Raw genomic sequence first — 22,809 nt, forward strand, 5'->3', positions numbered from 1 at the left:
GTCCCGTTCCCATCCCCCGGCGCCGACCGCGGGCCCGTTCCGGACCCCGGTGACCCCGTCCCCGGTTGGTGCATCGCCTTCACCCGGCGGCGGTACCGTTCGCGGTCGGTACGCCCCTGCCGGGTCGCCTCCGGGTCGAGCCGTTCCGCGGCCCGCAGCCGCACCGAGGCGGCACGCGGGTTCGCCGCGACCTCGGCCTCCCCGGGCAGCTCCGCGCCCCGGCTGAGCAGCCGGAACGTCGGACCCGACCCGGGCAGTTCGACCGGGAGGTCGACCGGGCCCTTGCTGCGGACCCGGTCGGCGAGCGCCTGCTTGGTGAGCCGGTCCTCCAACGAGTGGTAGGACAGGACCACCATGCGGCCGCCCACGGTGAGCTCGTCCAGAGCGGCCGGCAGCGCCGTCTCCAGCGCTGCCAGCTCCCTGTTTACCTCGATCCGTAAAGCCTGAAACGTTCTCTTTGCCGGGTGTCCCCCGGTTCGTCGGGCTGGTGCCGGAATGCTCTCCCGGACCAGCTCGGCCAGTCGCGCCGACGAGGTGATCGGCGCGCGCTCGCGCTCCCGGATGATCGCCGAGGCGATCCGCCCGGCGAACTTCTCCTCGCCGTACACCCGCAGCACCCGGGCCAGGTCCGGGTGGGAGTAGGTGTTGACCACCTCCTCGGCGGTCACCCCCCGGGTCTGGTCCATCCGCATGTCCAGCGGCGCGTCCTGCGCGTAGGCGAACCCGCGGTCGGGCGCGTCCAGTTGCAGGGACGAGACCCCGAGGTCGAACAGGATCCCGTCGATCGCCGGGTAGCCCAGCCGGTCGAGCACCTCGGGAAGCTCGTCGTAGACGGCGTGCTCCAGGTGGATCCGGTCGGCGAACCGGGCGAGCCGGACCCGCGCGTGGGCGAGGGCCTCGGTGTCCCGGTCCAGGCCGATCAGCACCGTGTCCGGGTGCGCCTCGAGCACCGCCTCGGCGTGCCCGGCCAGGCCGAGCGTGGCGTCGACGTGGACGGTGCGGCCGGGCCGGCCCAGCGCGGGGGCCAGCAACTCGAGGCACCGCTCGAGCAGCACCGGCACGTGCGTGCCGCGTAGCTCCCCCATCTCGACCCCCACTGGTTGAATCCCGCTTCCGTCCCTGTGTCCGTCGTCGTCACGGCGCCTCGCCATACCGCCAGATCCCCATCCGCTCCCGCCCGCCGGAGGCCGCGGCCCTCCGTATCGGATCGTGCGCCTGGCACCGGGGAAGGGGTGCCAGGAACTCGAAAGCGGGTGGAGATCTCGCAGTACGTCGGGCGCCGTCACGCCCTACAGACCGCCGGGCAGCACCCCCTCCTCGATGTCGGCGAAGTCGTCTTCGCTCTCCGCGAGGTAGGCCTCCCAGGCCGCCCTGTCCCAGATCTCCACCCGGGTGCTCGCGCCGATCACGACCAGGTCGCGGTCGAGCGCGGCGTACGACCGGAGATGCCCGGGGATGGTGACCCGTCCCTGCTTGTCCGGCACCTCGTCGTGCGCGCTCGCGAAGAAGACCCGGCTGTAGGCCCGGGCCGCCTTGCTCGTCATCGGCTGCGCGCGCAACTGGTCGGCGATCCGCTGGAACTCGGGCATCGGGAAGACGTAGAGGCAGCGCTCCTGCCCTTTGGTGATCACGACACCCCCCGCCAGCTCGTCCCGGAACTTCGCCGGAAGGATCAACCGGCCTTTGTCGTCCAGGCGCGGAGTGTGGGTGCCGAGGAACATCGGCCCAACCCCCTCGCCCTGAGCGGCGTTCGCGGCGCCGCTGACCCCCCGGGCCGGTGTGGCCCTCCCGGCCTCACCATCGCGCCCCACTCTACTCCACTTCCCTCCACCCGCAACCAGAAACGCCCGCGTGGCGCGGCGTTTGCGCGCGCAAAACAGCACGTCAACGGGGGTGGGGCGGAGTGGAGGGGCGCGGCGCGCCCCGAGGGCGGTCCGCTTCCCGACATTGATCGACTCCGTCCGGCGGAGCGCGCCATGGCCGTCCGCCGGACGTCCCCGGCCGAACGGATCGCCGTCGGCGGCGATCTGGGGGGCCCGGTGGTCCGGTAACCTCGCTCGGGTGACGGACGCGAAGATGCCCCTGCGGGCAAAGGTGGCCAGCTCCGTGTCGCGGACCGCCGCGGCGCTGTCGCGGGCCGCGGGCCGTGGCGACGGCTCGGTCATCGGCGGGTGGATCGGCCTCAAGATCGACCCGGACCTGCTCGCCCACCTGTCGACCGGCCGCGCCATCGCCCTGGTGTCCGGCACCAACGGCAAGACCACGACCACCCGGCTCACCACCGCCGCCGTGGGCGTGCTCGGCCGGGTCGCCACCAACTCCTTCGGCGCCAACATGCCCACCGGGCACACCTCGGCGCTGGCCAAGGCCGGCAGTACCCCCTACGCGGTGCTGGAGGTCGACGAGCACTACCTCGCCCAGGTGCTGGAGGCCACCGAGCCGCACGTCGTGGCGCTGCTCAACCTCTCCCGCGACCAGCTCGACCGGGCCAAGGAGGTCGCCATGATGGCGCAGCTCTGGCGCGCCGCGCTGGTCCGGCACACCGACGTGCGGGTGGTCGCCAACGCCGACGACCCGATGGTGGTGTGGGCCGCCACCCCGCCGGCCGACCCGGCCCAGGGCCACGTCCCGCCCCACGTCACCTGGTTCAGCGCCGGGCAGCGCTGGCACGACGACTCCTGGGTCTGCCCCGAGTGCGGCTCCACCATCCAGCGCTCCGGCGAGCAGTGGTGGTGCACCGGCTGCCCGCTGCGCCGCCCCCAGCCGCAGTGGACCGTCGAGGACGACGGGGTGCTCGACCCCACCGGCGCCTGGCACAAGGTGCAGCTCCAGCTCCCCGGCAAGGTCAACCTCGGCAACGCGGCCACCGCGCTGGCGGTCGCCGCCGAGTTCGGGGTACGCCCCGTCGACGCGGTCTCCCGGCTCGGCTCGGTCACCTCGGTGGCCGGCCGCTACGCCCAGGTCGACCGGGACGGGCGCAACATCCGGCTGCTGCTGGCCAAGAACCCGGCCAGCTGGCTGGAGGCGTTCGACATGGCCGACGTGGCGCCGACACTGCTCTCCATCAACGCGCGCGACCCCGACGGGATGGACACCTCCTGGCTGTTCGACGTCGACTTCTCCCCGCTGGGCGGCCGGCAGGTGCTGATCACCGGCGACCGGGCGTACGACCTGGCGGTCCGGCTCGACGTCAACGGCGTGCCGTTCCAGCACGTCCGGACCTTCGACGACGCGGTCCGGGCCGTGCCGCCGGGCCGGCTCGAGGTCATCGCCAACTACACCGCCTTCCAGGACATCCGAGCGGAGCTGGACCGTGTCAACTGAGAGCCTGCGCATCGTCTGGATCTATCCCGACCTGCTGTCCACCTACGGCGACCGGGGCAACGCGCTGATCCTGGCCCGCCGGGCCCAGCTGCGCGGCATGCCGGTCGAGGTGCTGGAGGTCCGCTCCGACCAGCGGCTGCCCGCGACCGCCGACATCTACCTGATCGGCGGCGGCGAGGACGGCCCGCAGGCGCTGGGCGCGCAGCGGCTGATCGCCGACGGCGGCCTGCACCGGGCGGTGGCCCAGGGCTCGGTCGTGTTCGGCGTCTGCGCCGGCTACCAGCTGCTCGGCACCTCCTTCTTCGCCAAGGGCACCCGGTGCACCGGGCTGGAGCTGCTCGACATCTCCTCCGACCGGGGTCCCGCCCGGGCGGTCGGCGAGCTGGCCGGCGAGGTCGACCCGCGGTTGGGGATCCCCTACCTGACCGGGTTCGAGAACCACGGCGGGCGGACCCACCTCGGCCCCGGCGTGTCGCCGCTGGCCCGGGTGACGGCCGGGGTCGGCAACGACGGCACCACCGAGGGCGCCTGGCGCGGCAAGCTGCTCGGCACCTATTCGCACGGGCCGGCGCTGGCCCGCAACCCCGCCCTGGCCGACCTGCTGCTGCGCTGGGCGACCGGCGTCCACCAGCTCCCCCCGCTCGACGACACGTGGGCCGACCGGCTCCGGTCCGAGCGCCGCACCGCGGTGGCCGCCGCCGCGAGGGCATGATCGGCGCCGCCCGACCGTGGCGGCGACGAACCCGCCGGCTCGTCCGGTTGCTCCGGCAGCCGTCGGCGCGCCGGTTCGCGCTGCTGCTCCTGCTGCTCGCCGCGTGTGGGGTCACGCTGCTGCTGGTCCCCCGCCCGGACCCGGGCGACCTGCCCCGGCTCGCCCAGTCGCTCGGCGGGTACGCGCCGGTCGCCGCCGTGGTGGGCGGCGCGCTGCTGCTCGTGGCGCTGGTCCCGCGTACCTTCGTCACGCTGGCCGCCGGGGCGATCTTCGGCCCGGTGCAGGGCGCCGCGTACGCCCTCGGCGCGGCGCTGCTCGCGGCGGCGCTCGGCTTCGCGGTCGGTCGCCTGCTGGGCCGGCAGTTCGTCGCCGAGCGGATCCGTGGCCGGCTGGCCCGGCTGGACGGCTGGTTCGCCCGGCAGACCGTGTTCGGCGTGATGACCGTCCGGCTGCTGCCGATCGCCGGGTTCGGGCTGGTCAGCTACGGCTACGGCACCACCGGGGCGCGGGTGCTGCCGTTCCTGGCCGGCAGTGTGATCGCCGCCGCACCCACCGCCATCGGCTACGCGGCCATCGGCGCGGCGGTCAGCTCCCCCGGCTCGATCAACTGGTACGCCGCCGCCCCGGCCAGCCTGGGCCTGATCGCCAGCGTGCTCATCATCCACCGCTGGTGGCGCGCGGAGCGGCACCGCCGGCTGGGCCCGAGCTGAGATGGCCGCCGCGGAGGAGCGGCTGCCCGGCGGCTTCGTCACCGAGGTGATCCGGATCGGCGACACCGTACGCCGCACTCCCCCGGCCCGGGCCACGTTCGTGACGGCCCTGCTGCGGCACCTGGCCACGGCCGCGCCCGGCCTGGCGCCGCGCCACCTCGGGGTGGACGAGCAGGGCCGGCAGGTGCTCACCCACCTCGCCGGGCGGGTGCCCTGGCGGGACCGGGAGGATCCGGCCTTCTTCGCCGACCGGGCCCTCACCGGGCTGGCCGAGCTGATCCGGGCGCTGCACGACGCGTGCGCCGGGAGCCCGCTGGCCGGCACGGCGGAGACGGTCTGCCACCGGGACCTGTCGCCCAAGAACACGGTCTACCGGGACGCCCCGGCCGGGCCGCTGCCGGTGGCGTTCCTGGACTGGGACCTGGCCGGACCCGGCCGGCGGATCGAGGACGTGGCGTTCGCCGGCTGGCACTGGGCCGCGCTGGGCGGCGACGCCGACCCGGCCGAGCTGGCCCGGCGCTGCCGGCTGCTGTGCGACGCCTACGAGGCGGCAGCCCCCGGGGTGGCCCTGCCCCGGGGCGAACTGGTCGCCGTCATGCTCGACCAGCTCGACGGCACCTGGCGGGGCATCGACGCCGGCGCCGACCGGGACGAGCCGGGCATGCGCCGGCTGCGGGCGGCGGGCGCGGTCGACGCGGTACGCGACTGGCACGGCTGGCTGTGCCGGCACCGCGCGACGGTCGAGGCGACGCTCGCCGCCGCGTGACCGGAAGGCGCCGGAGGCGCGCCCCGAACGCGGGACGCGCCTCCGATGGACCCCACGGTCAGGCGACGACCGAGACCATCCGGCCCGTCACCACGATGACCTTGCGCGGCTCCTTGCCGGCCAGCGCGCCGGCGACGGCCTCCAGGGCGGCCGACCGGACGTCGTCCTCGGACGCGTCGGCGGCCACCTCCACCCGGCCCCGGACCTTGCCGTTGACCTGCACCGGGTAGGTCACCGTCTCGGCGACCAGCAGCGCGGGGTCGGCGGTCGGGAAGTCCGCGTACGCCAGCGAGGTGTCGTGGCCCAGCCGCCGCCACAGCTCCTCGGCGATGTGCGGGGCGAACGGGGCCACCATCAGCACCAGCGGCTCGGCCACCTCGCGCGGCGTCTCGGCCAGCCGGGTCAGCCCGTTGGTCAGCTCGATCAGCTTGGCGATCGCGGTGTTGAACCGGATCGCCTCCATGTCGCCGCGGACCCCGTCGATCACCTTGTGCAGCAGCCGCCGGGTGGCCTCGTCGGCCGGCGCGTCGGTGACCCGCAGCGCGCCGGTCCGCTCGTCGACCACCGCCCGCCAGACCCGCTGCAGGAACCGGTACGAGCCGACCACCGCCCGGGTCTCCCAGGGGCGGGACACCTCCAGCGGACCCATCGACATCTCGTACACCCGGAAGGTGTCCGCGCCGTACGCCGCGCACATGTCGTCCGGAGTGACGACGTTCTTCAGGGACTTGCCCATCTTGCCGTACTCGCGCCGGACCTCGGTCTCGCCGTGGAAGTACCGGCCGTCGACCTCGACGACCTCCTCGGCGGGCACGTAGGCGCCGCGCGGGTCGGTGAACGCGTACGCCTGGATGTAGCCCTGGTTGAACAGCCGGCGGAACGGCTCGAAGGACGAGACGTGGCCAAGGTCGTACAGCACCTTGTGCCAGAAGCGGGCGTACAGCAGGTGCAGCACGGCGTGCTCGGCGCCGCCGACGTACAGGTCGGTGCCCCCGCAGTCGCCCGCGCCGCGCGGCCCCATCCAGTACGCCTCGTTCTCCGGCTCGGCGAAGCGCCGCGAGTCGGTCGGGTCCAGGTAGCGCAGCTCGTACCAGCAGGAGCCGGCCCACTGCGGCATCACGTTGGTCTCCCGGGTGTAGCGCTTCGGCCCGTCACCCAGGTCCAGCTCCACCTCCACCCAGTCGCGCCGCCGGGACAGCGGGGTCTCCGGGTTGCTGTCGGCGTCCTCCGGGTCGAACGTCTTCGGCGAGAAGTCGTCCACCTCGGGCAGCTCGACCGGCAGCATCGACTCGGGCAGCGCGATGGGCGCCCCCGTCTCGTCGTAGACGATCGGGAACGGCTCGCCCCAGTAGCGCTGCCGGGAGAACAGCCAGTCCCGCAGCCGCCAGGTGACCGCGCCGGCGCCGTGGCCGTTGGCCTCCAGCCACTCGATGATCCGCGCCTTGGCGTCGGCCACCCCCAGGCCGTTCAGGTCCAGGCCCCGGTCGGGCGCCGCGCTGTTGACGGCCGGGCCCTCGCCGGTCCACGCCTTGCCGTCGAAGCCCTCCGCCGGCTGCACGGTGCGCACGATCGGCAGGTCGAAGACCTCGGCGAACTCCCAGTCCCGCTCGTCCTGGGCGGGCACCGCCATGATCGCGCCGGTGCCGTAGCCGGCCAGCACGTAGTCGGCGATGAAGATCGGGATCTGCCCGCCGGTGACCGGGTTGGTCGCCCAGGCGCCCACGAAGACGCCGGTCTTCTCCTTGGTCTCCGCCTGCCGCTCCACGTCGGTCTTGGCCGCGGCGGCCTTCCGGTACGCCTCGACGGCGGCCCGCGGGCTGGCGTGCCCGCCGGTCCAGGCGTCCCGGGTCCCCTCCGGCCAGGCGGCCGGCACCAGCACGTCGACCAGCTCGTGCTCGGGGGCCAGCACCATGTAGGTGGCGCCGAAGACGGTGTCCGGCCGGGTCGTGAACACCCGGACCGGGCCGCGCTCGGTCGGGAAGTCGATGTGCGCGCCGGTCGACCGGCCGATCCAGTTGCGCTGCTGCAGCTTGATCGGCTCGGGCCAGTCCAGCGTGTCCAGGTCCTCCAGCAGCCGGTCCCCGTACGCGGTGATCCGCATCATCCACTGCTTCAGGTTCCGCTTGAAGACCGGGAAGTTGCCCCGCTCGGAGCGGCCGTCGGCGGTGACCTCCTCGTTGGCCAGCACGGTGCCCAGGCCCGGGCACCAGTTCACCGGCGCCTCCGAGACGTACGCCAGCCGGTGGTCGTCGACGATCTTCCGCCGCTCGCCCACGGTCAGCTCGGCCCACGGCCGGCCGTCCGGGGTGGGGCGGGTGCCGCCCTCGAACTCGGCGATCAGCTCGGCGATCGGGCGGGCCCTCCTGGCGTCCGCGTCGTACCAGGAGTTGAAGACCTGCAGGAAGATCCACTGGGTCCAGCGGTAGAAGTCGGTGTCGATGGTCGCCACCGACCGCCGTTCGTCGTGGCCCAGCCCCAGCCGGCGCAGCTGCTCCTTGTACCGCTCGATGTTGGCCACGGTGGTCGTCCGGGGGTGGGTGCCGGTCTGCACCGCGTACTGCTCGGCGGGCAGGCCGAACGCGTCGAAGCCCATCGCGTGCAGCACGTTGCGCCCGGCCATCCGCTGGTAGCGGGCGTAGCAGTCGGTGCCGATGTAGCCCAGCGGGTGGCCGACGTGCAGGCCGGCGCCCGAGGGGTAGGGGAACATGTCGAGCACGTACAGCTTCTCGGCGCCCGCGCGCGGGTGGGTCGGGTCGGCCAGCGGGCCGGCCGGGTTCGGCGCGTGGAAGGTGCCCTCCCGCTCCCAGGTGTCCTGCCAGCGGTGCTCGATCTCCTCGGCCAGGGCGGCGGTGTACCGGAACGGGGGGATGTCGGTCGCCGGTGCGGCTGCCTCACTCATGGCGTGTCTCCTCGGCGCGGGTCATGTCGGATATGGGAGGTCTGCTGCGGGCACAAAAAAGCCCCTCGCGCAGGAGGGGCCGCCGTGCTGTCGCGCGCTCAGCGCATCAGCACGGCTCGGTAAGAAGCAGGAAGACTCCGGCCATGAACGGCAGTGTACCCCTCCGCCGGATCCGGCGACGCGACCGCCACCAGCAGGTGGGACGCCCGAGCCGTCAGCCGGCCGCGGCGAACCGCTCCGTGTCCGTGGTGAAACCCCAGCACTGCTGGGCGTTGAAGACGACGGCGTCCTTGCAGTAGCCGGGGCTGGAGGTGGCCGTGGCGTCGGTCAGCAGTACCGCCGCGTAGTCCCGGAAGTAGGCGTCCTCCATGGTGGTGCTCACGCACTGGTCGACGTTGACCCCGGACAGGAAGAGGGTGCGCAGCCCCTGGGTGCGCAGCACCTGGTCGAGCTGGGTGCCGTGGAAGCCGTTCATCCGGAACTTCGCCACGTGGATGTCGTCCGGGCCGGCCAGCGCCGCCAACTCGTCGACCAGCGCGGCGCCCCAGGACCCCTCGGTCAGCACCCGCCCCCGGTCCAGTTCCTGACCGATGCCGGCCTGGTCCCTGCGGTGCTTGAACGACCAGAGCGTCGGGGCGCCCAGGTTCCGCAGGTCGGGCCGGTTGTGCCAGTAGATCCAGATGACCGGCATGCCGTGCCGCCGGGCGGCCTCCACGGCACGTACCGCCCCGGGGATCGCCTGCCGGCAGGCGGTGTGGTCCAGCCCCGAGCGGTCCGTCCAGCCGCCCGGGGAGCAGAAGTCGTTCTGCATGTCGATCACGGCCAGCGCGCAGGCGTCCAGGTCCTCGACGAAGGGCAGCAGCTCGGCGTCGAAGCGGGCCAGCCGGCCGCCGGTGTGGTGGGGCGTGAGGTGCACGTGGTCGTCGTACAGGTGCCAGCGGGCCGCGCCGCCGCCCAGCCGGACCCCGCCGTCACCGGTGTCCCCGTAGATGTCCCGATCCGAGCGCACCGGCCCACCTCCCTCCCCGCCGCTCCCGGCACCGGAGCCGGAGCGGGGCTACCCGGGGGCGAGCCGGCCACACGTCCCCCGGTCCGGCGAATATTCCGGGCGTAACCGGCCGACGGCCTGCGGGGGTCGGCGACAACGAGAAACATGGTTAGCCTGAGAGACCAGTGAGATTCTTGCGGCAGAAGAGGCTCGGCGTCGCGAACCCAACGGCGGGTCCAGGTGCTCTATTCAGAGCTGCCGTCCGGCGACGAGGAGGAGGCCCGTGACACAACAGACCTGGGACGAGGTGGGCGGTCTGCTGCCGCACGACGAGTTCCGCGCCGCCAGCGAGGCCATCGTGGCCAACATCGAGCAGGTCATCGAGGGCAAGACGGCCACCGTCCGGCTCGCCCTGGCGGTGCTGCTCGCCGAGGGCCACCTCCTGATCGAGGACGTGCCGGGCGTCGGCAAGACCAAGCTGGCCAAGGCGCTGGCCCGGTCGATCGACTGCTCGGTGCGCCGCATCCAGTTCACCCCCGACCTGCTGCCCAGCGACGTCACCGGTGTCAGCGTCTACAACCAGGAGACGCACGACTTCGAGTTCCGCCCGGGCGCCGTCTTCGCCAACCTGGTCGTCGGCGACGAGATCAACCGGGCCTCGCCGAAGACCCAGTCGGCGCTGCTGGAGTGCATGGAGGAGCGGCAGGTCACCGTCGACGGCGTGACCTACCAGTTGCAGACCCCGTTCATGGTGATCGCGACGCAGAACCCGATCGAGATGGAGGGGACCTACCCGCTGCCGGAGGCGCAGCGCGACCGGTTCACCGCCCGGATCGCGATGGGCTACCCGGACGCGGGCGCCGAGCTGGCCATGCTGGACGGCCACGGCGGCACCGACCCCCTGAACGAGCTGCGGCCGGTCTCCGACGCGGTCACCGTCCGCCGGCTGATCGGCCACGTCCGGCAGGTGCACGTCGCCGACGCCGTGAAGCAGTACGCCATCGACCTGGTCACCGCCACCCGCGAGGCACCCGACCTGCGGCTCGGCGCGTCCCCGCGGGCCACCCTCCAGCTGCTGCGCACCGCCCGCGCGGTGGCCGCCCTGGAAGGCCGCGACTACGTCCTGCCCGACGACCTCCAGGCCCTCGCGGTGCCGGTGCTGGCGCACCGGATCATCCCGACCGCCGACGCGCAGCTGGCCCGGCGCACCACCGACGCGATCGTCGCCGAGCTGGTGCACCGCCTGCCGCTCCCGCACGACCGCAAGCGCTCCCCCTACGACACCCGGCCCGGCACCACCGGTCGCGGGCCGTACGAGCCGCGGAGGCCGTGAGGTGCGCGACGGGCTGCGAGGGCTGACCACCCGCGGCCGATCCTTCCTGGCGGCCGCGGTGGCCGCCGCGATCTCCGCCGCCATCCTGGGCGAGAAGGACCTGCTCCGGGTGGCCGTCCTGCTCGCCATCCTGCCGCTGCTCGCGGCGGCCTACGTCGGGCGCAGCCGCTACAAGCTGGCGTGCAACCGGTCCCTGGAGCCGCACCGGGTGCCGGTCGGGGCCAACTCGCGGGTGGTGCTGCGGCTGCAGAACCTGTCCCGGCTGCCCACCGGCACCCTGCTGCTGGAGGACCGGCTGCCCTACGCGCTCGGCAGCCGCCCGCGGGTGGTGCTGGAGCGCCTCGGCGCCCACCAGGCCAGCTCGGTGGCCTACACGGTCCGGGCCGACGTGCGCGGCCGCTACGAGGTCGGGCCGCTGGTGATCCGGCTGACCGACCCGTTCGGGCTCTGCGAGCTGAGCCGGGCCTTCCCCAGCACCGACCACCTCACGGTGATCCCGCAGGTCACTTCGCTGCCACCGGTCCGCCTCCCCGGCGAGTACGCGGGCAGCGGCGACAGCCGGGCCCGCTCGGTGGCGGTGCACGGCGAGGACGACGCGGCCACCCGGGAGTACCGGATGGGCGACGACCTGCGCCGGGTGCACTGGAAGTCGACGGCCCGCACCGGCGAGCTGATGGTGCGCCGGGAGGAGCAGCCCTGGGAGAGCCGGGCCACCGTGGTGCTGGACACCCGGGCCGCCGGGCACCGGGGCGAGGGGCCGACCGCGAGCTTCGAGTGGGCGGTGTCGACGGCCGCCAGCATCGCGGTGCACCTGCGGCAGGCCGGCTACAAGCTGCGCCTGGTCACCGGTTCCGGCGCGGACGTCGACGCCACCGAGGCCGGCGGGGAGGGGCTGCTCCTCGACCACCTCGCCGAGGTGCACCTCGACAAGCGCGGCGAGCTGACCACGCTGGTGCAGCAGGTCCGGCAGCGGTCCGACGGCGGCCTGATCATCGCGCTCCTCGGCACGCTCGGCACCGCCGAGGCCGAGCTGCTGGCCGGGCTGCGCGGCAACGGCGCCACCTGCGTGGCGTTCCTGCTCGACAGCAACACGTGGTTGAACCTGCCGCCGAAGGCCCGGGCCGAGGCGGAGCACGCGCACGGCGCCGCCGCGCTCGCCCTGCTGCAGAGCGGCTGGCGGGTCATCGGGGTGGAGCACGGCAACCGGCTGCCGATGCTCTGGCCGCAGGCGGGCCGCGGGTCGCAGGGCTTCGCGCTGCGGGCGGCGCTGGCCGAGACGGTGGCCGGAGGCGTGCGATGACCGGAAGGGTGGATTCGTGACCGCGCACCGCAACCTCGGGTTCGTCGCCGCGGCGGCGACCCTGCTGGCGGCGGCCCCGCTGTCGGCGATCTTCGAGCGCTGGACCTGGCTCGTCCAGGCGGCCATCGTGGTCGCCGTGGTGGCCGGCGCGGCCGCGCTGAGCCGGCTGGCCCGGGCGCCGCTGTGGGGCCAGGTGCTGGCCATGCTGGCCGGTCTCACGCTCGGCCTGACCTGGGTCTTCCCGGGCGGCACCGAGTTCTTCGCGTTCGTGCCCACCCCGGCCACCTTCGCCCACTTCGGCGACCTGCTGCACGAGTCGCTGTCGGACATGCGCTCCTACGGCGTGCAGGTGCCGGACGTGGACTCGCTGCTCTTCCTCGCCGTGCTCGGCATCGGCGTGGTGGCGGTGGTCGTCGACGTGCTCACCGTCGGGCTGCGCCGCCCGGCGCTGGCCGGGCTGCCCATGCTGGCCATCTACTCGGTGCCCGTGGCGGTCTACGTGGACAGCGTCCCCGCCACCCCGTTCGTGGTGGGCGCCTGCGGCTACCTGTGGCTGCTGGTCACCGACAACGTCGACCGCGTACGCCGGTTCGGCCGCCGGTTCACCGGCGAGGGGCGCGACGTCGACGTCTGGGAGGCGTCGCCGCTGGCCGCGGCGGGCCGCCGGCTGGCCGTGGTCGGGGTGGTGCTGGCGGTGGCCCTGCCGCTGGCGGTGCCCGGGATGACCGGCGGGCTCATGAGCGCCGTCGGCGACGGCACGGGCACCGGCAACGGGCGGCCGGGCCAGGGCGGCAGCCCCGGCCGGATCGACCTCTTCGCCGCGCTCAGTGGCCAGCTCAACCAGACCGAGGTGACCGATCTGGTCAAGGTGACCACCAACGAGCCGGCCCCGTTCTACCTGCGCTTCGGGGTGGCCGACGAGCTGCGGCCGGACGGCTTCCGGGTGCGGGTCCCCACCGGGCGGCCGGCCAACCGGAACCTGCCGGACCCGACGGAGCGCGACCGCCGGGGCGTGACGCAGCAGCGCTACCGGGCCAGCGTCGAGGTGACCAAGAACCTCACCATGCCGCTGCTGCCGGTCTACTCGGAGCCGGTGAAGACCGACGACCTGAGCGGCAGCTGGCTCTACGACACGAATCTGCAGATCGTCTTCTCCAACCGGGAGAGCTCCCGGGGCAAGCGCTACGCGTTCGACTACGTCCGCTCGACGTTCAGCCCGGCGGCGCTGCGCGCCGCGCCGTCCCTGCCGGCCGACGACCCCGTGCTGCGGCAGCAGACCACCACGCCGGTCGTCCGCACGGTCGAGCGGCTCGTCGACCAGCTCACCGAGGGCCGCACGAACGACTACGACAAGGTCCGGGCGATCTACGACTACTTCTCGGTGGAGAACGGGTTCACCTACTCCCTGTCGACCCGCAACGGCACCAGCGGGGAGGACATCACTGACTTCCTCGCCACCAAGGTGGGCTTCTGCCAGCAGTACGCCGCGGCGATGGCGTGGCTGGTCCGGGCGGCCGGCATCCCGGCCCGGGTGGCGTTCGGCTTCAGCAACGGCAGCAACGCCGGCGGTGGCACCTACGTGCTGACCAACAAGAACCTGCACGCGTGGACCGAGGTCTTCTTCGCCGACATCGGCTGGGTGCCGTTCGACGCCACCCCGGCGGCGAGCGTCCAGGGGTCGGTCCGCTCGGCCTGGGCGCCGGACACCGACGCCCCGGAGGACGTCACGCCGGTGCCGGGGAGCACCGCCGCTCCCGAGGGCGTCGACCCGTCGACCGGCGCGGAGGACCCGGACCGCCTCGACAAGGACGCCGACCAGGGCCTGGCCGTCGGCGACAGCGGTCCGACCCGGCAGAGCCCGGTCTGGCCGTGGTGGGTGGCCGGCGTGCTCGCCCTGCTGGTGCTGCTCGCCGTGCCGGCCCTGCGCCGCTCCGCGCTGCGGCGGCGCCGGCGCGCCCGGGCGGCCGTGCCCGCGGCCACCACCCTGGCCGCCGTGCCCGGGCAGCGGGGCGAGGCGCGCGAGATCGTGGTCGGCGTGGACGCCGACCGGGCCCGCGCGGACGCGCACGCTGCCTGGGACGAGCTGCTGGACACGCTTGTCGACTTCCACGTCCGGGTGGACCTGACGGAGACCCCCCGGACGACCGCCGAGCGGCTGGTTCGGGAAACGCTGGTCGAGGATGCCGGCGCGGTGACGGGGGTCCGGCTGCTGGGGCGGGCCGAGGAGCGGGCCCGTTACGCCCGCGACCCGCTGACCGGCGACGAGCTGCAGCCGGCCCTGCGATCGGTGCGGGGCGCCCTCGCGGCGCGGGCGGACCGGCGTACCCGGCTGCTGGCGGCCCTGCTGCCGCCGTCGGTGCTGCTGCGCTGGCGGACCGCCCTGACCGAACGCTCGACCCGACTGGTCACCACGACCGGGCAGGTGCGGCAGCGGATGCTGCGCTGGGACCCGCGTCGTCTCCTGGCGGGCCGACCGGCCCGCTGACCCGGTTCCGCCTGCCGGCGCTCCCCCGCCGGCAGGCCGGACCGGGTCCCGAACCCGGCCCCCCGTCCTGGCTCAGGCACGCGTTGATCAAGAAGTTTGCGTCAGGAAACGGGCCCGCGCCGACGCAAACCTCTTGATCAACGCGGCGTTGGGGCGTGGGGGGCGGCGTGGGGCCGGTTGGATCGGGGCGCGCGGAAGCGGCCACGCTCGCCGGGCGGTGCCCGGCGAGGTCGCCGTCGCGCGGGCCCGCCCCTCAGGGGCGGGACGTGCTCAGCGGTGGCCCTCCGGGCGCTGCCGCCAGCGGTCCTCCATCCGGTCGAGGAAGGAGCCCCGGCGGCCGCTGCGGCCACGGGGACGACGACGGCTCGTCGTGCCGCCGACCACGTGCAGGTCGGGCGACTGGGATCGGCGGTGCGACTGCACCGCGTAGCCCAACGAGGCCAGCATGACGACAAAGCCCGCCACGGCCAGCGGGGGCGTCTTGATCACGGCACCGTAGATCAACAGGGCCAGACCAGCGATGACCACGCCGGCAGCGACGAGCACGCGACGCCGCGCGTGGAAACGCGGGTCGCTGGCGCGCACGGCCGAGGCGAATTTGGGGTCCTCGGCAAGCGACCGCTCGATCTGCTCGAACAGCCGCTGCTCGTGCTCCGAGAGCGGCACGGCACTCCTCCCCGGTCACATTGGTCGACCCGGGCGGGCCGACAGACCGTGGCAGCCAACCGGCTGCTTACCCGCAAGTCTACGAGGGGGCCCGCGCGTCGGAAAGCGGGACGACCTACGGCCGGGTCGGTTTTTCGACTCGCCGGGGATCACGCTTCCCGAGAAGGCTGGCCGGACCTATGACGGACCGCCCGAATCGGGCGGCCGCCGCGTCGGCCGCCGCCTCCGCCTCCCGCCAGCCGCGCTCGGGCGCACCCAGGGTGAGCTGCTGCGGCGTCTCCTCCGCAGCGGCCAGCCCCTCCATCCGGACGCCGACCAGGCGGACCGGCTCGCCGGGGGCCAGGGCGGTCCAGAGCGCCCAGGCCGTGTCGAACATCTCCCGGGCGGTGTCCGTGGGCACACCGAGCGTGCGGGAGCGGCTCACCGTGCGGAAGTCGGCCAACCGGACCTTCAGCGACACGGTGCGCCCGACCTGGCCCGCCGCGCGCAGCCGGGCGCCGGCCTTCTCGGCCAGGGCGAGCAGCGCGCGCCGGATCTCCGCCGGGTCGGTGACGTCGGTGTCGAAGGTGACCTCGGCGCCGATCGACTTCTCCACGTGCTCCGGGGAGACCCGGCGCGGGTCCCGCCCCCAGGCCAGCTCGTGCAGGTGGCCGGCGGACGCCTCGCCCACCGCCCGGCGGAGCAGGCCCGGCGACGCCTCGGCCAGGTCGCGCACGGTGCGCAGGCCGAGCCGGTGCAGGGCCTCGGCGGACCGCTCCCCCACCCCCCACAGCGCGGCCACCGGCAGCGGGTGCAGGAACTCCAGCACCCGGGCGGCGGGCACGACGAGCAGGCCGTCCGGCTTGGCCCGGGTGGAGCCGAGCTTGGCCACGAACTTGCTCGGCGCCACCCCGACCGAGCAGGTCAGCTCCTGCTCCTCGGCCACCCGGCGGCGGATCAGCCGGGCGATCTCGGTGGGGGCGCCGAAGAGCCGCCGGGCGCCGGCCACGTCGAGGAACGCCTCGTCCAGCGAGAGCGGCTCGACCAGCGGGGTGACGTCGCGGAAGATCCGCATGACCGCCCGGGACGCCGCCGAGTAGGCGGTGAAGTCGGGCGGCAGGTAGACCGCCTGCGGGCAGAGCGCCCGGGCCCGGGCGGTGGGCATGGCGCTGCGGACGCCGAAGCGGCGGGCCTCGTAGCTGGCCGAGCTGACGACACCGCGCGGCCCGATCCCGCCCACCACGACCGGCTGGCCGCGCAGCTCGGGGCGGCGGCGCACCTCGACCGAGGCGAAGAAGGCGTCCATGTCGACGTGCAGGATCGGGCAGTCGGTGTCGTCGGCGTCCGGCCCGAAGCGCGGATCACCGCCCCGGGGCAACGACTGGCTGCGGCCCATCCCCGCAGGCTAGCCGCCCGGTCCGACAGTCCCGCCCGGGGCGGTCAGCCGCGAACCATCAGGAGCGGGATCGTCATCTCGGCCGCGGTGTCCGCGCCGTGGTAGGCGACCAGCCGGGACTCGATCGGCTTCTCCGAGCGGGTGGCGACCACCGCGTACGTGCCGTGGCAGACCACCACCACGTCGCCGATCCGGCCCAGGTGCGCCTCCGGCACGGAGCCGAACCAGCCGGTGGCCACCGCCTCCGCCCGGGTCAGCACCCGCGCGGCGCCGTCCAGCACCGCCGACCAGGCGGCCACCACGTCGGCCGTGGCGCCCGGCTGGACGTGCAGGTAGCGGACCCGGGGCTCGCCGGCCACCACCCGGACGCCGGCCCGCAGCCGAGGGTCGGTGTCCAGGTCGATCCGGTGCCCGTCGGGCACGTTCAGCTGCCCGTGGTCGGCGGTGACCAGCAGCGCGGCGTCCGGCGGCAGCCCGTCGACCAGCCGGGCGAGCAGCCGGTCCACCTCGGCGGCGGCCAGCCGCCACGGCGCGGAGTCCACGCCGCTGAGGTGCCCGTGCCGGTCCAGGTCGGGGTGGTAGCCGGAGACCAGTGTCGGCCCGGCACCGGCCGACAGGGCGGCGAGCATCCGCTCGGCGACCGCGTCGGCGCCGGCCGCGCCCCGGTAGTCGCCGCCGCGGTTCGCGGCCAGGGTGAGGCCGCTGCCGCCGTACTCGGGGCGGCTGACCACGGTGACCGCCACCCCGGCGGCGCGGGCCCGCTCGTACCAGGTGGCGACGGGCTGCCAGCGCAGCGGCTCCGGGTCGCCGGCCCACTCGATGTGGCTGAGCACCCGGTCGGTGCCGGGCACCCGCACCTTGAAGCCGAGCACCCCGTGCGCGCCGGACGGGGTGCCTGTGCCGAGGCTGACCAGGCTGGTCGGGGTGGTGGAGGGGAAACCGGCGGTGAGCGGGACGCCGACCGTGGCGGCCAGCCCGGCGAGCGTCGGCGCGTACGGGGCGGCGGTGGGGATCTGGTACCAGCCGAGCCCGTCGACCAGCAGCACGGCGATCCGGCGTACCCCGGCCAGCCGGGGCGTCAGGCCGAGCAGGTCGGCGGCGCCGGGCACGCCGAGCAGTGCGAGCGCGCTGGGCAGCACGTCGGCCAGGCTGCCGCCGCCGTAGCGGGGCGCGACCCGGTCGAGCGGGTCCACGGCCGGGCCGGTCATGCCGGGCGGCGGGCGAACAGGTGCAGCTGGGCGGCGAGGTCGCGGTACGGCGGCCGGGCGGCCAGGGCCCGTTCCAGCTCGACCAGGGCGGCCGGCTGGCCGTCCGCCACGGCGGCCGGGAGCAGGTCGGCGAGCACGCGTACGCCGTGGATCTCCTCGACGGCGAGACCGGCGGCGGCGAGCAGTGCGGTGGCGCCGTCGGCGTCGTAGCGGCGGCGCAGGGTGTCCCGGGGGCCGGCGGTGCCGGCCGGGTCGGTGGCGAGGGCGGCGGCCACGTCCAGGTGGCCGTTCATGGCCCGGGCCAGCACGGCGGCGGCCCGGCCGGCGACCAGCACGCTGGCCGCGCCACCGGGGCGCAGGGCGGCGGCCAGCGCGGCGACCACCGGGGCGGGGTCGTCGACGACCTCCAGCACCGAGTGGCAGAGCACCAGGTCGGCGGTGGCCGGCTCGACCAGCCCGGCGAGGGCGTCGCCGTCGCCCTGCACGGCGCGTACCCGCTCGGCGACCCCGGCCTCGGCGGCCCGGCGGGTCAGCGCGGCGAGCGCGTCGGGGCTGGCGTCGACGACGGTGACCCGGTGGCCGGCCTCGGCGAGCGGGACGGCGAAGCCGCCGGTCCCGCCGCCGACGTCGAGGACGGTGAGCCGTTCGCCGGCCCGCCGGTCCAGCTCGGCCCGGAGCACCGCCCAGATGACGGCGGTGCGGGGGGTCAGGGTTCGGGTCCGGTCCACGCCGCCGAGCCTAGTCACCCCCGGGCCCGGGGTCAGGACTCGCCACCGCCGGCGGGATCCTCCTCGGCGCGGGACCGCTGGGCGTTGGCCACCGGTCCGTCGGTCACCTGATATTCCCGCGGCTCCACCTCGTGGGTGGGCGCCCAACCGGCGCCCAGCCGGGTCCGCCGGGCGTTGGCCACGCCACCGGGGTACGTGCTGTGAAAGGTCATCGGTTCATCCCCCATACCCGGGTGGGCCACTCTGCCCACCCGTGCCGGGAGTCTCCCGCCTCCGGGGCCCGGAAACCGTAATGTGGATCACTCCACTCAGCGGAAATCCCGGGACGCCGGCGTGACGGGCGGCTCGATCGCGTCCAGCCGGTCCGCGGTGAGGCTCGTGACGCCCTCGTGCCGCTGCAACCGGCCCCGCACCACCAGCGCGCCGCTGGTGCGGGCGATTCGACGGTAGCGCTGCCAGAGCCCCGGGGAGCAAGTGACATTGAGCATGCCGGTCTCGTCCTCCAGGTTGAGGAAGGTGACCCCGCCGGCGGTCGCCGGCCGCTGCCGGTGGGTGACGATCCCGCCGACCCGGATCCGCTGCCCGGGCTCCACCCGGCCCAGCCGGGCGATCGGCACCGCGCCGAGGGCGTCCAGCCGCTCCCGGATGAACCGGGCCGGGTGGCTCTCCGGGGACAGGCCGGTGGCCCAGACGTCGGCGACCAGGCGGTCCACCGCCTCCATCCCGGGCAGGGTGGGCGGAGTCGTGCCGGTCACCGTGCCGGGCAGCCGCCCTGGCCGGTCCTGCGCCGCCGCGCCGGCGGCCCAGAGGGCCTGCCGCCGGGTCAGCCCGAAACAGGCGAAGGCGTCCGCGGTGGCCAGCGCCTCCAGGTGCGCCGCGGTCAGGCCGACCCGGCGGGCCAGGTCCGGCATGTCCCGGTACGGCCCGTGGGCCGTCCGCTCCGCCTCGATCCGCTCGGCCACCTCGTCGCCGAGGGTACGCACGCCCGACAGCCCCAGCCGGACCGCCGGGCCGCCCAGCCCCCAGGCGTGCGGCGGCTCGCCCGGCTGGCTCCCCCACCGGGTTTCCGGCGTGGACTCCAGGACCGCCTTCGCGCCGCTGGCGTTGATGTCCGGCCGGCGGACCTCGACGCCGTGCCGGCGGGCGTCGTCGACCAGGGTCTGCGGCGAGTAGAAGCCCATCGGCTGGGCGTTGAGCAGCGCGGCCAGGAACGGGCCCGGGTGGTAGCGCTTCAGCCAGGAGCTGGCGTACACCAGGTAAGCGAAGCTCATGGCGTGGCTCTCCGGAAAGCCGTAGCTGGCGAACGCGGTGAGCTTGCGGTAGACGTCGTCGGCCAGCTCGCCGGTGATGCCCCGCTCGGCCATCCCGGCGTAGAGCCGGTCGGCGATCTGCGCCATCCGCTCCACCGAGCGCTTCGCCCCCATGGCCCGGCGCAGCTGGTCCGCCCCGGCCGCGTCGAAGCCGGCCAGGTCGATGGCGAGCTGCATGAGCTGCTCCTGGAACAGCGGCACGCCGAGGGTCTTCTCCAGCGCGTTGCGCATCAGCGGGTGCGCGAAGGTCACCGGCTCCTGGCCGTTCTTGCGCCGGATGTACGGGTGCACCGAGCCGCCCTGGATCGGGCCCGGCCGGATCAGCGCCACCTCCACCACCAGGTCGTAGAACTCGCGGGGCTTGAGCCGGGGCAGGGTGGCCATCTGGGCGCGGCTCTCCACCTGGAACACGCCGACCGAGTCGGCCCGGCAGAGCATGTCGTAGACCTCGGGGTCGTCCAGGGTCATGTCGCCCAGGTCCAGGCTCATCCCGATCAGGTCGTAGCCGTAGTGCAGCGCGGAGAGCATGCCGAGGCCGAGCAGGTCGAACTTGACCAGGCCGACGGCCGCGCAGTCGTCCTTGTCCCACTGGAGCACGCTGCGGCCGGGCATCCGCCCCCACTCCACCGGGCAGACCTCGATCACCGGCCGGTCGCAGATCACCATGCCGCCGGAGTGGATGCCCAGGTGCCGGGGGAACGTCTGCAGCTCGTTCGCGTACGCCACCACCTGCTCCGGGATGTCCTCCACGTCGACCGCCGCGACCGAGCCCCAGCGGTCGATCTGCTTGCTCCAGGCGTCCTGCTGCCCGGGCGAGAAGCCGAACGCCTTGGCCACGTCCCGCACCGCCGACCGCGGCCGGTAGGAGATGACGTTGGCGACCTGGGCGGTGTGCTCCCGGCCGTACCGGGCGTAGACATGCTGGATCACCTCCTCCCGGCGGTCCGACTCGATGTCCACGTCGATGTCGGGCGGGCCGTCCCGCTCGGGGGCGAGGAACCGCTCGAAGAGCAGCCGGTGCCGCACCGCGTCCACGTTGGTGATCCGCAGCGCGTAGCAGACCGCCGAGTTGGCCGCCGAACCCCGGCCCTGGCAGTAGATGTCCTGCTCGCGGCAGAACGCGACGATGTCGTAGACCACCAGGAAGTAGCCGGGGAAGCCGAGGTCGGAGATCATCCGCAGCTCGTGCTCCAGCTGCGCGTACGCCTCCGGGTGCGCCTCGGGCGGGCCGTAGCGCTCCCGGGCGCCGGCCATGGTGAGGTGACGCAGCCAGCTCATCTCGGTGTGCCCCGGCGGCACCGGGTACGCCGGCAGCTGCGGCGCGACCAGTTGCAGGTCGAAGGCGAGTTCCGCGCCGAACTCGGCGGCCCGGGCCACCGCCCCCGGGTACGCGGCGAACCGCGCCGCCATCTCCGCGCCGCTGCGCAGGTGGGCGGTCGCGGCGGCGGGCAGCCAGCCGTCGATCTCGTCCAGGCTGCGCCGGGCCCGCACCGCCGCCACGGTGGTGGCCAGCCGGCGCCGCCCCGGGGTGGCGTAGTGCACGTTGTTGGTGGCCACCGTGGGCAACCCCGCCGCGGCGGCCAGCTCGGCCAGCGCGTCGTTGCGGTCGGCGTCGAGCGGGTGACCGTGGTCGGTCAGCTCCACGGCCACCGTCTCGGCGCCGAAGAGCGCGGTGAGCCGCTCCAGCTCCCGGGCCGCCGCGTCGACGCCCTCGGTGAGCAGCGCGCCGGGCACGTGCCCCTTGCGGCAGCCGGTGAGCACCAGCACGTGGTCGCGCAGCTCGGCGGCGACCTCCTCCAACTCGCCGTAGACCGGGCGGCCCTTCTCGCCGCCGCGCAGCTGGGCCCAGGCGATGGTGGCGGCGAGCCGGGCGTACCCCTCGTGGCCGTGCGCCAGCACCAGCAGATGCGCGCCGTGCGGGTCCGGTTCGCCGTTCTGGGGACCGGGCAGGCCGAGGGAGAGCTCCGCGCCGAAGACCGTGGGCAGGTGCAGCGCGCGGGCCGCCTCGGCGAAGCGCACCACGCCGTAGAAGCCGTCGTGGTCGGTGACGGCGAGCGCGGTGAGCCCCAGCCGGGCGGCCTCCTCGGCCAACTCCTCCGGGTGGCTGGCGCCGTCGAGGAAGCTGAAGTTGGAGTGCGCGTGCAGCTCCGCGTAGGGCACCGCGTCGTCGGGGCGGGGCAGCTCCGGCGGCGCGTACTCCTGCCGCTTGCGGCTCCACGCCGGTGAGTCGCCGCCGTCGGCGTCGACCGCGAGCGGGTCCACCACGTGCAGGTGCCGCTCGCCCCTGGGCCGCCCCTTGCCGGGCCGCCCGGAGAGCACCTGCTCCAGCTCCGACCAGGGCATCTTCGGGTTGTGGAAGCTCACCGGCCGCCTCCCGGGCGGTTCCGCGTCGAGATCTTGGAACCTCGCGGCCCCCTGAGGGGCCGAATTCCTCCAAGATCTGGCTCCACCCTCGCCGGGAGGCTGATGACCGTTGGCCGACCACGAACGTGATGACGCGAATGAATCGCGGGCACGGGCGCGAAAGGAGGCGCAGGCGCAGGCGCGGAAGCCGGCGGCGATCCGTTCACGTCATCACGTTCGTAGCCTCCGGCGGGTAGGAGCCAACGCGGCACGCCGGCGTGCCGCGCGGCCAAGGCACGCCGCTCAGTCATAGATCGCCTCCACCAGCCACTGGCCGCCCTCGACCGCGAGCAGCAGGGCGGCCCCGTCGGCCAGGCAGACCTGGAACCGGGCCCGGCGGCGGGCCTCGGCCGGCGCCCACCAGCGCTCGTCCACCGGCCACGGGCCGGCCCACCCGACGACCTCGGCCGGCCGGCCGGCGCCGACGGTCAGCCGGGCCGGCGCGGCGCTGACCGCCAGCCGGGCGCTGACCACGACCGGCTCGCCACCGGCCGGGACGACCGGCCGCTCGCGGTCCGGCAGCCGCCCGCCGACCTGACCGTCACCGCCGACCACGACGAGCCGATCGACCGGGTCGACGCCGCGGCGTTCGCCGCCCGGAC

Annotated in this window: 17 protein-coding genes and 1 pseudogene; 7 read left to right on the forward strand and 11 right to left on the reverse strand. The window is 74.7% G+C overall.

Features of this window, described 5'->3' with window-relative positions:
* Both rsmH and mraZ read right to left on the reverse strand, forming a co-directional pair.
* Nucleotides 1–1,085, reverse strand: a 1,085-nt coding sequence (gene rsmH, locus F8274_RS19370; protein ID WP_151463791.1) for a 16S rRNA (cytosine(1402)-N(4))-methyltransferase RsmH, incomplete at its 3' end; no start/stop codon positions are given.
* Between the two features lie 204 nt (nt 1,086–1,289).
* The gene (gene mraZ, locus F8274_RS19375) at nt 1,290–1,721 is read right to left on the reverse strand and encodes a division/cell wall cluster transcriptional repressor MraZ (protein WP_073831045.1); all 432 of its coding nucleotides are present in this window, start codon (nt 1,719–1,721) and stop codon (nt 1,290–1,292) included.
* Between the two features lie 355 nt (nt 1,722–2,076).
* On the opposite strand from mraZ, the gene F8274_RS19380 reads away from it, so the two are divergent.
* The 4 genes from F8274_RS19380 to F8274_RS19395 are packed head-to-tail and all read left to right on the forward strand — an operon-like array spanning nt 2,077 to nt 5,512.
* Nucleotides 2,077–3,324: a MurT ligase domain-containing protein gene (locus F8274_RS19380; protein ID WP_151463804.1), complete on the forward strand. Its 1,248-nt coding sequence runs from the start codon at nt 2,077–2,079 to the stop codon at nt 3,322–3,324.
* A complete protein-coding gene (locus tag F8274_RS19385) occupies nt 3,314–4,036 on the forward strand; it encodes a type 1 glutamine amidotransferase (protein WP_151463792.1) in 723 nt (240 codons plus the stop codon). The genes F8274_RS19380 and F8274_RS19385 overlap by 11 nt, the downstream gene beginning before the upstream one ends.
* On the forward strand, nt 4,033–4,746 hold the full coding sequence (locus tag F8274_RS19390) for a TVP38/TMEM64 family protein (protein WP_151463793.1): 714 nt from the start codon (nt 4,033–4,035) through the stop codon (nt 4,744–4,746). The genes F8274_RS19385 and F8274_RS19390 overlap by 4 nt, the downstream gene beginning before the upstream one ends.
* 1 nt (nt 4,747) lies before the next feature.
* On the forward strand, nt 4,748–5,512 hold the full coding sequence (locus tag F8274_RS19395) for a phosphotransferase (RefSeq protein WP_151463794.1): 765 nt from the start codon (nt 4,748–4,750) through the stop codon (nt 5,510–5,512).
* A gap of 58 nt (nt 5,513–5,570) precedes the next feature.
* Here the strand turns inward: F8274_RS19395 and leuS are convergent, their stop codons facing one another.
* Nucleotides 5,571–8,411: a leucine--tRNA ligase gene (gene leuS / locus F8274_RS19400; protein ID WP_151463795.1), complete on the reverse strand. Its 2,841-nt coding sequence runs from the start codon at nt 8,409–8,411 to the stop codon at nt 5,571–5,573.
* Between the two features lie 214 nt (nt 8,412–8,625).
* On the reverse strand, nt 8,626–9,420 hold the full coding sequence (locus F8274_RS19405; protein ID WP_151463796.1) for a cysteine hydrolase family protein: 795 nt from the start codon (nt 9,418–9,420) through the stop codon (nt 8,626–8,628).
* A 262-nt stretch (nt 9,421–9,682) separates the two neighbouring features.
* Between F8274_RS19405 and F8274_RS19410 the strand changes: the two genes are divergently transcribed.
* From F8274_RS19410 to F8274_RS19420, 3 genes are read left to right on the forward strand one after another with little or no spacing between them, the layout of a single operon-like run.
* Nucleotides 9,683–10,732, forward strand: a complete 1,050-nt coding sequence (locus F8274_RS19410) for a MoxR family ATPase (protein WP_151463797.1) — start codon at nt 9,683–9,685, stop codon at nt 10,730–10,732.
* 1 nt (nt 10,733) lies between these two features.
* Nucleotides 10,734–12,032 (forward strand): DUF58 domain-containing protein, encoded by a 1,299-nt coding sequence (locus tag F8274_RS19415; RefSeq protein ID WP_151463798.1) that lies wholly within the window; start codon nt 10,734–10,736, stop codon nt 12,030–12,032.
* A gap of 16 nt (nt 12,033–12,048) precedes the next feature.
* Nucleotides 12,049–14,517, forward strand: a complete 2,469-nt coding sequence (locus tag F8274_RS19420) for a DUF3488 and transglutaminase-like domain-containing protein (RefSeq protein WP_151463799.1) — start codon at nt 12,049–12,051, stop codon at nt 14,515–14,517.
* Between the two features lie 270 nt (nt 14,518–14,787).
* On the opposite strand, the gene F8274_RS19425 is transcribed toward F8274_RS19420, so the two are convergent.
* From F8274_RS19425 to F8274_RS19455, 7 genes and pseudogenes are all read right to left on the reverse strand, one after another.
* Nucleotides 14,788–15,183, reverse strand: a complete 396-nt coding sequence (locus F8274_RS19425) for a DUF3040 domain-containing protein (RefSeq protein ID WP_091268111.1) — start codon at nt 15,181–15,183, stop codon at nt 14,788–14,790.
* Nucleotides 15,184–15,298: 115 nt separating this feature from the next.
* A complete protein-coding gene (locus F8274_RS19430; protein ID WP_151463800.1) occupies nt 15,299–16,558 on the reverse strand; it encodes a DNA polymerase IV in 1,260 nt (419 codons plus the stop codon).
* A gap of 44 nt (nt 16,559–16,602) precedes the next feature.
* Nucleotides 16,603–17,766 carry an alkaline phosphatase family protein gene (locus F8274_RS19435; RefSeq protein ID WP_151463801.1) on the reverse strand — a complete coding sequence of 388 codons (1,164 nt, stop codon included), beginning with the start codon at nt 17,764–17,766 and terminating at the stop codon, nt 16,603–16,605.
* Entirely contained in the window at nt 17,763–18,512 is a 750-nt protein-coding gene (locus F8274_RS19440) for a methyltransferase domain-containing protein (protein ID WP_192579892.1), read from the reverse strand. Before F8274_RS19440 ends, F8274_RS19435 begins: the two co-directional genes overlap by 4 nt.
* Nucleotides 18,513–18,526: 14 nt before the next feature.
* Nucleotides 18,527–18,706 carry a hypothetical protein gene (locus tag F8274_RS19445; RefSeq protein WP_091268414.1) on the reverse strand — a complete coding sequence of 60 codons (180 nt, stop codon included), beginning with the start codon at nt 18,704–18,706 and terminating at the stop codon, nt 18,527–18,529.
* 96 nt (nt 18,707–18,802) lie between these two features.
* Nucleotides 18,803–22,168, reverse strand: coding sequence for an error-prone DNA polymerase (locus F8274_RS19450; RefSeq protein WP_151463803.1), 3,366 nt, complete (start codon nt 22,166–22,168; stop codon nt 18,803–18,805).
* A gap of 282 nt (nt 22,169–22,450) precedes the next feature.
* Nucleotides 22,451–22,809, reverse strand: a pseudogene (locus tag F8274_RS19455) (DNA polymerase Y family protein); the annotation flags it as partial.

Origin of the sequence: Micromonospora sp. AMSO31t (assembly GCF_008868175.1) — a bacterium.
Lineage (GTDB): Bacteria > Actinomycetota > Actinomycetes > Mycobacteriales > Micromonosporaceae > Micromonospora.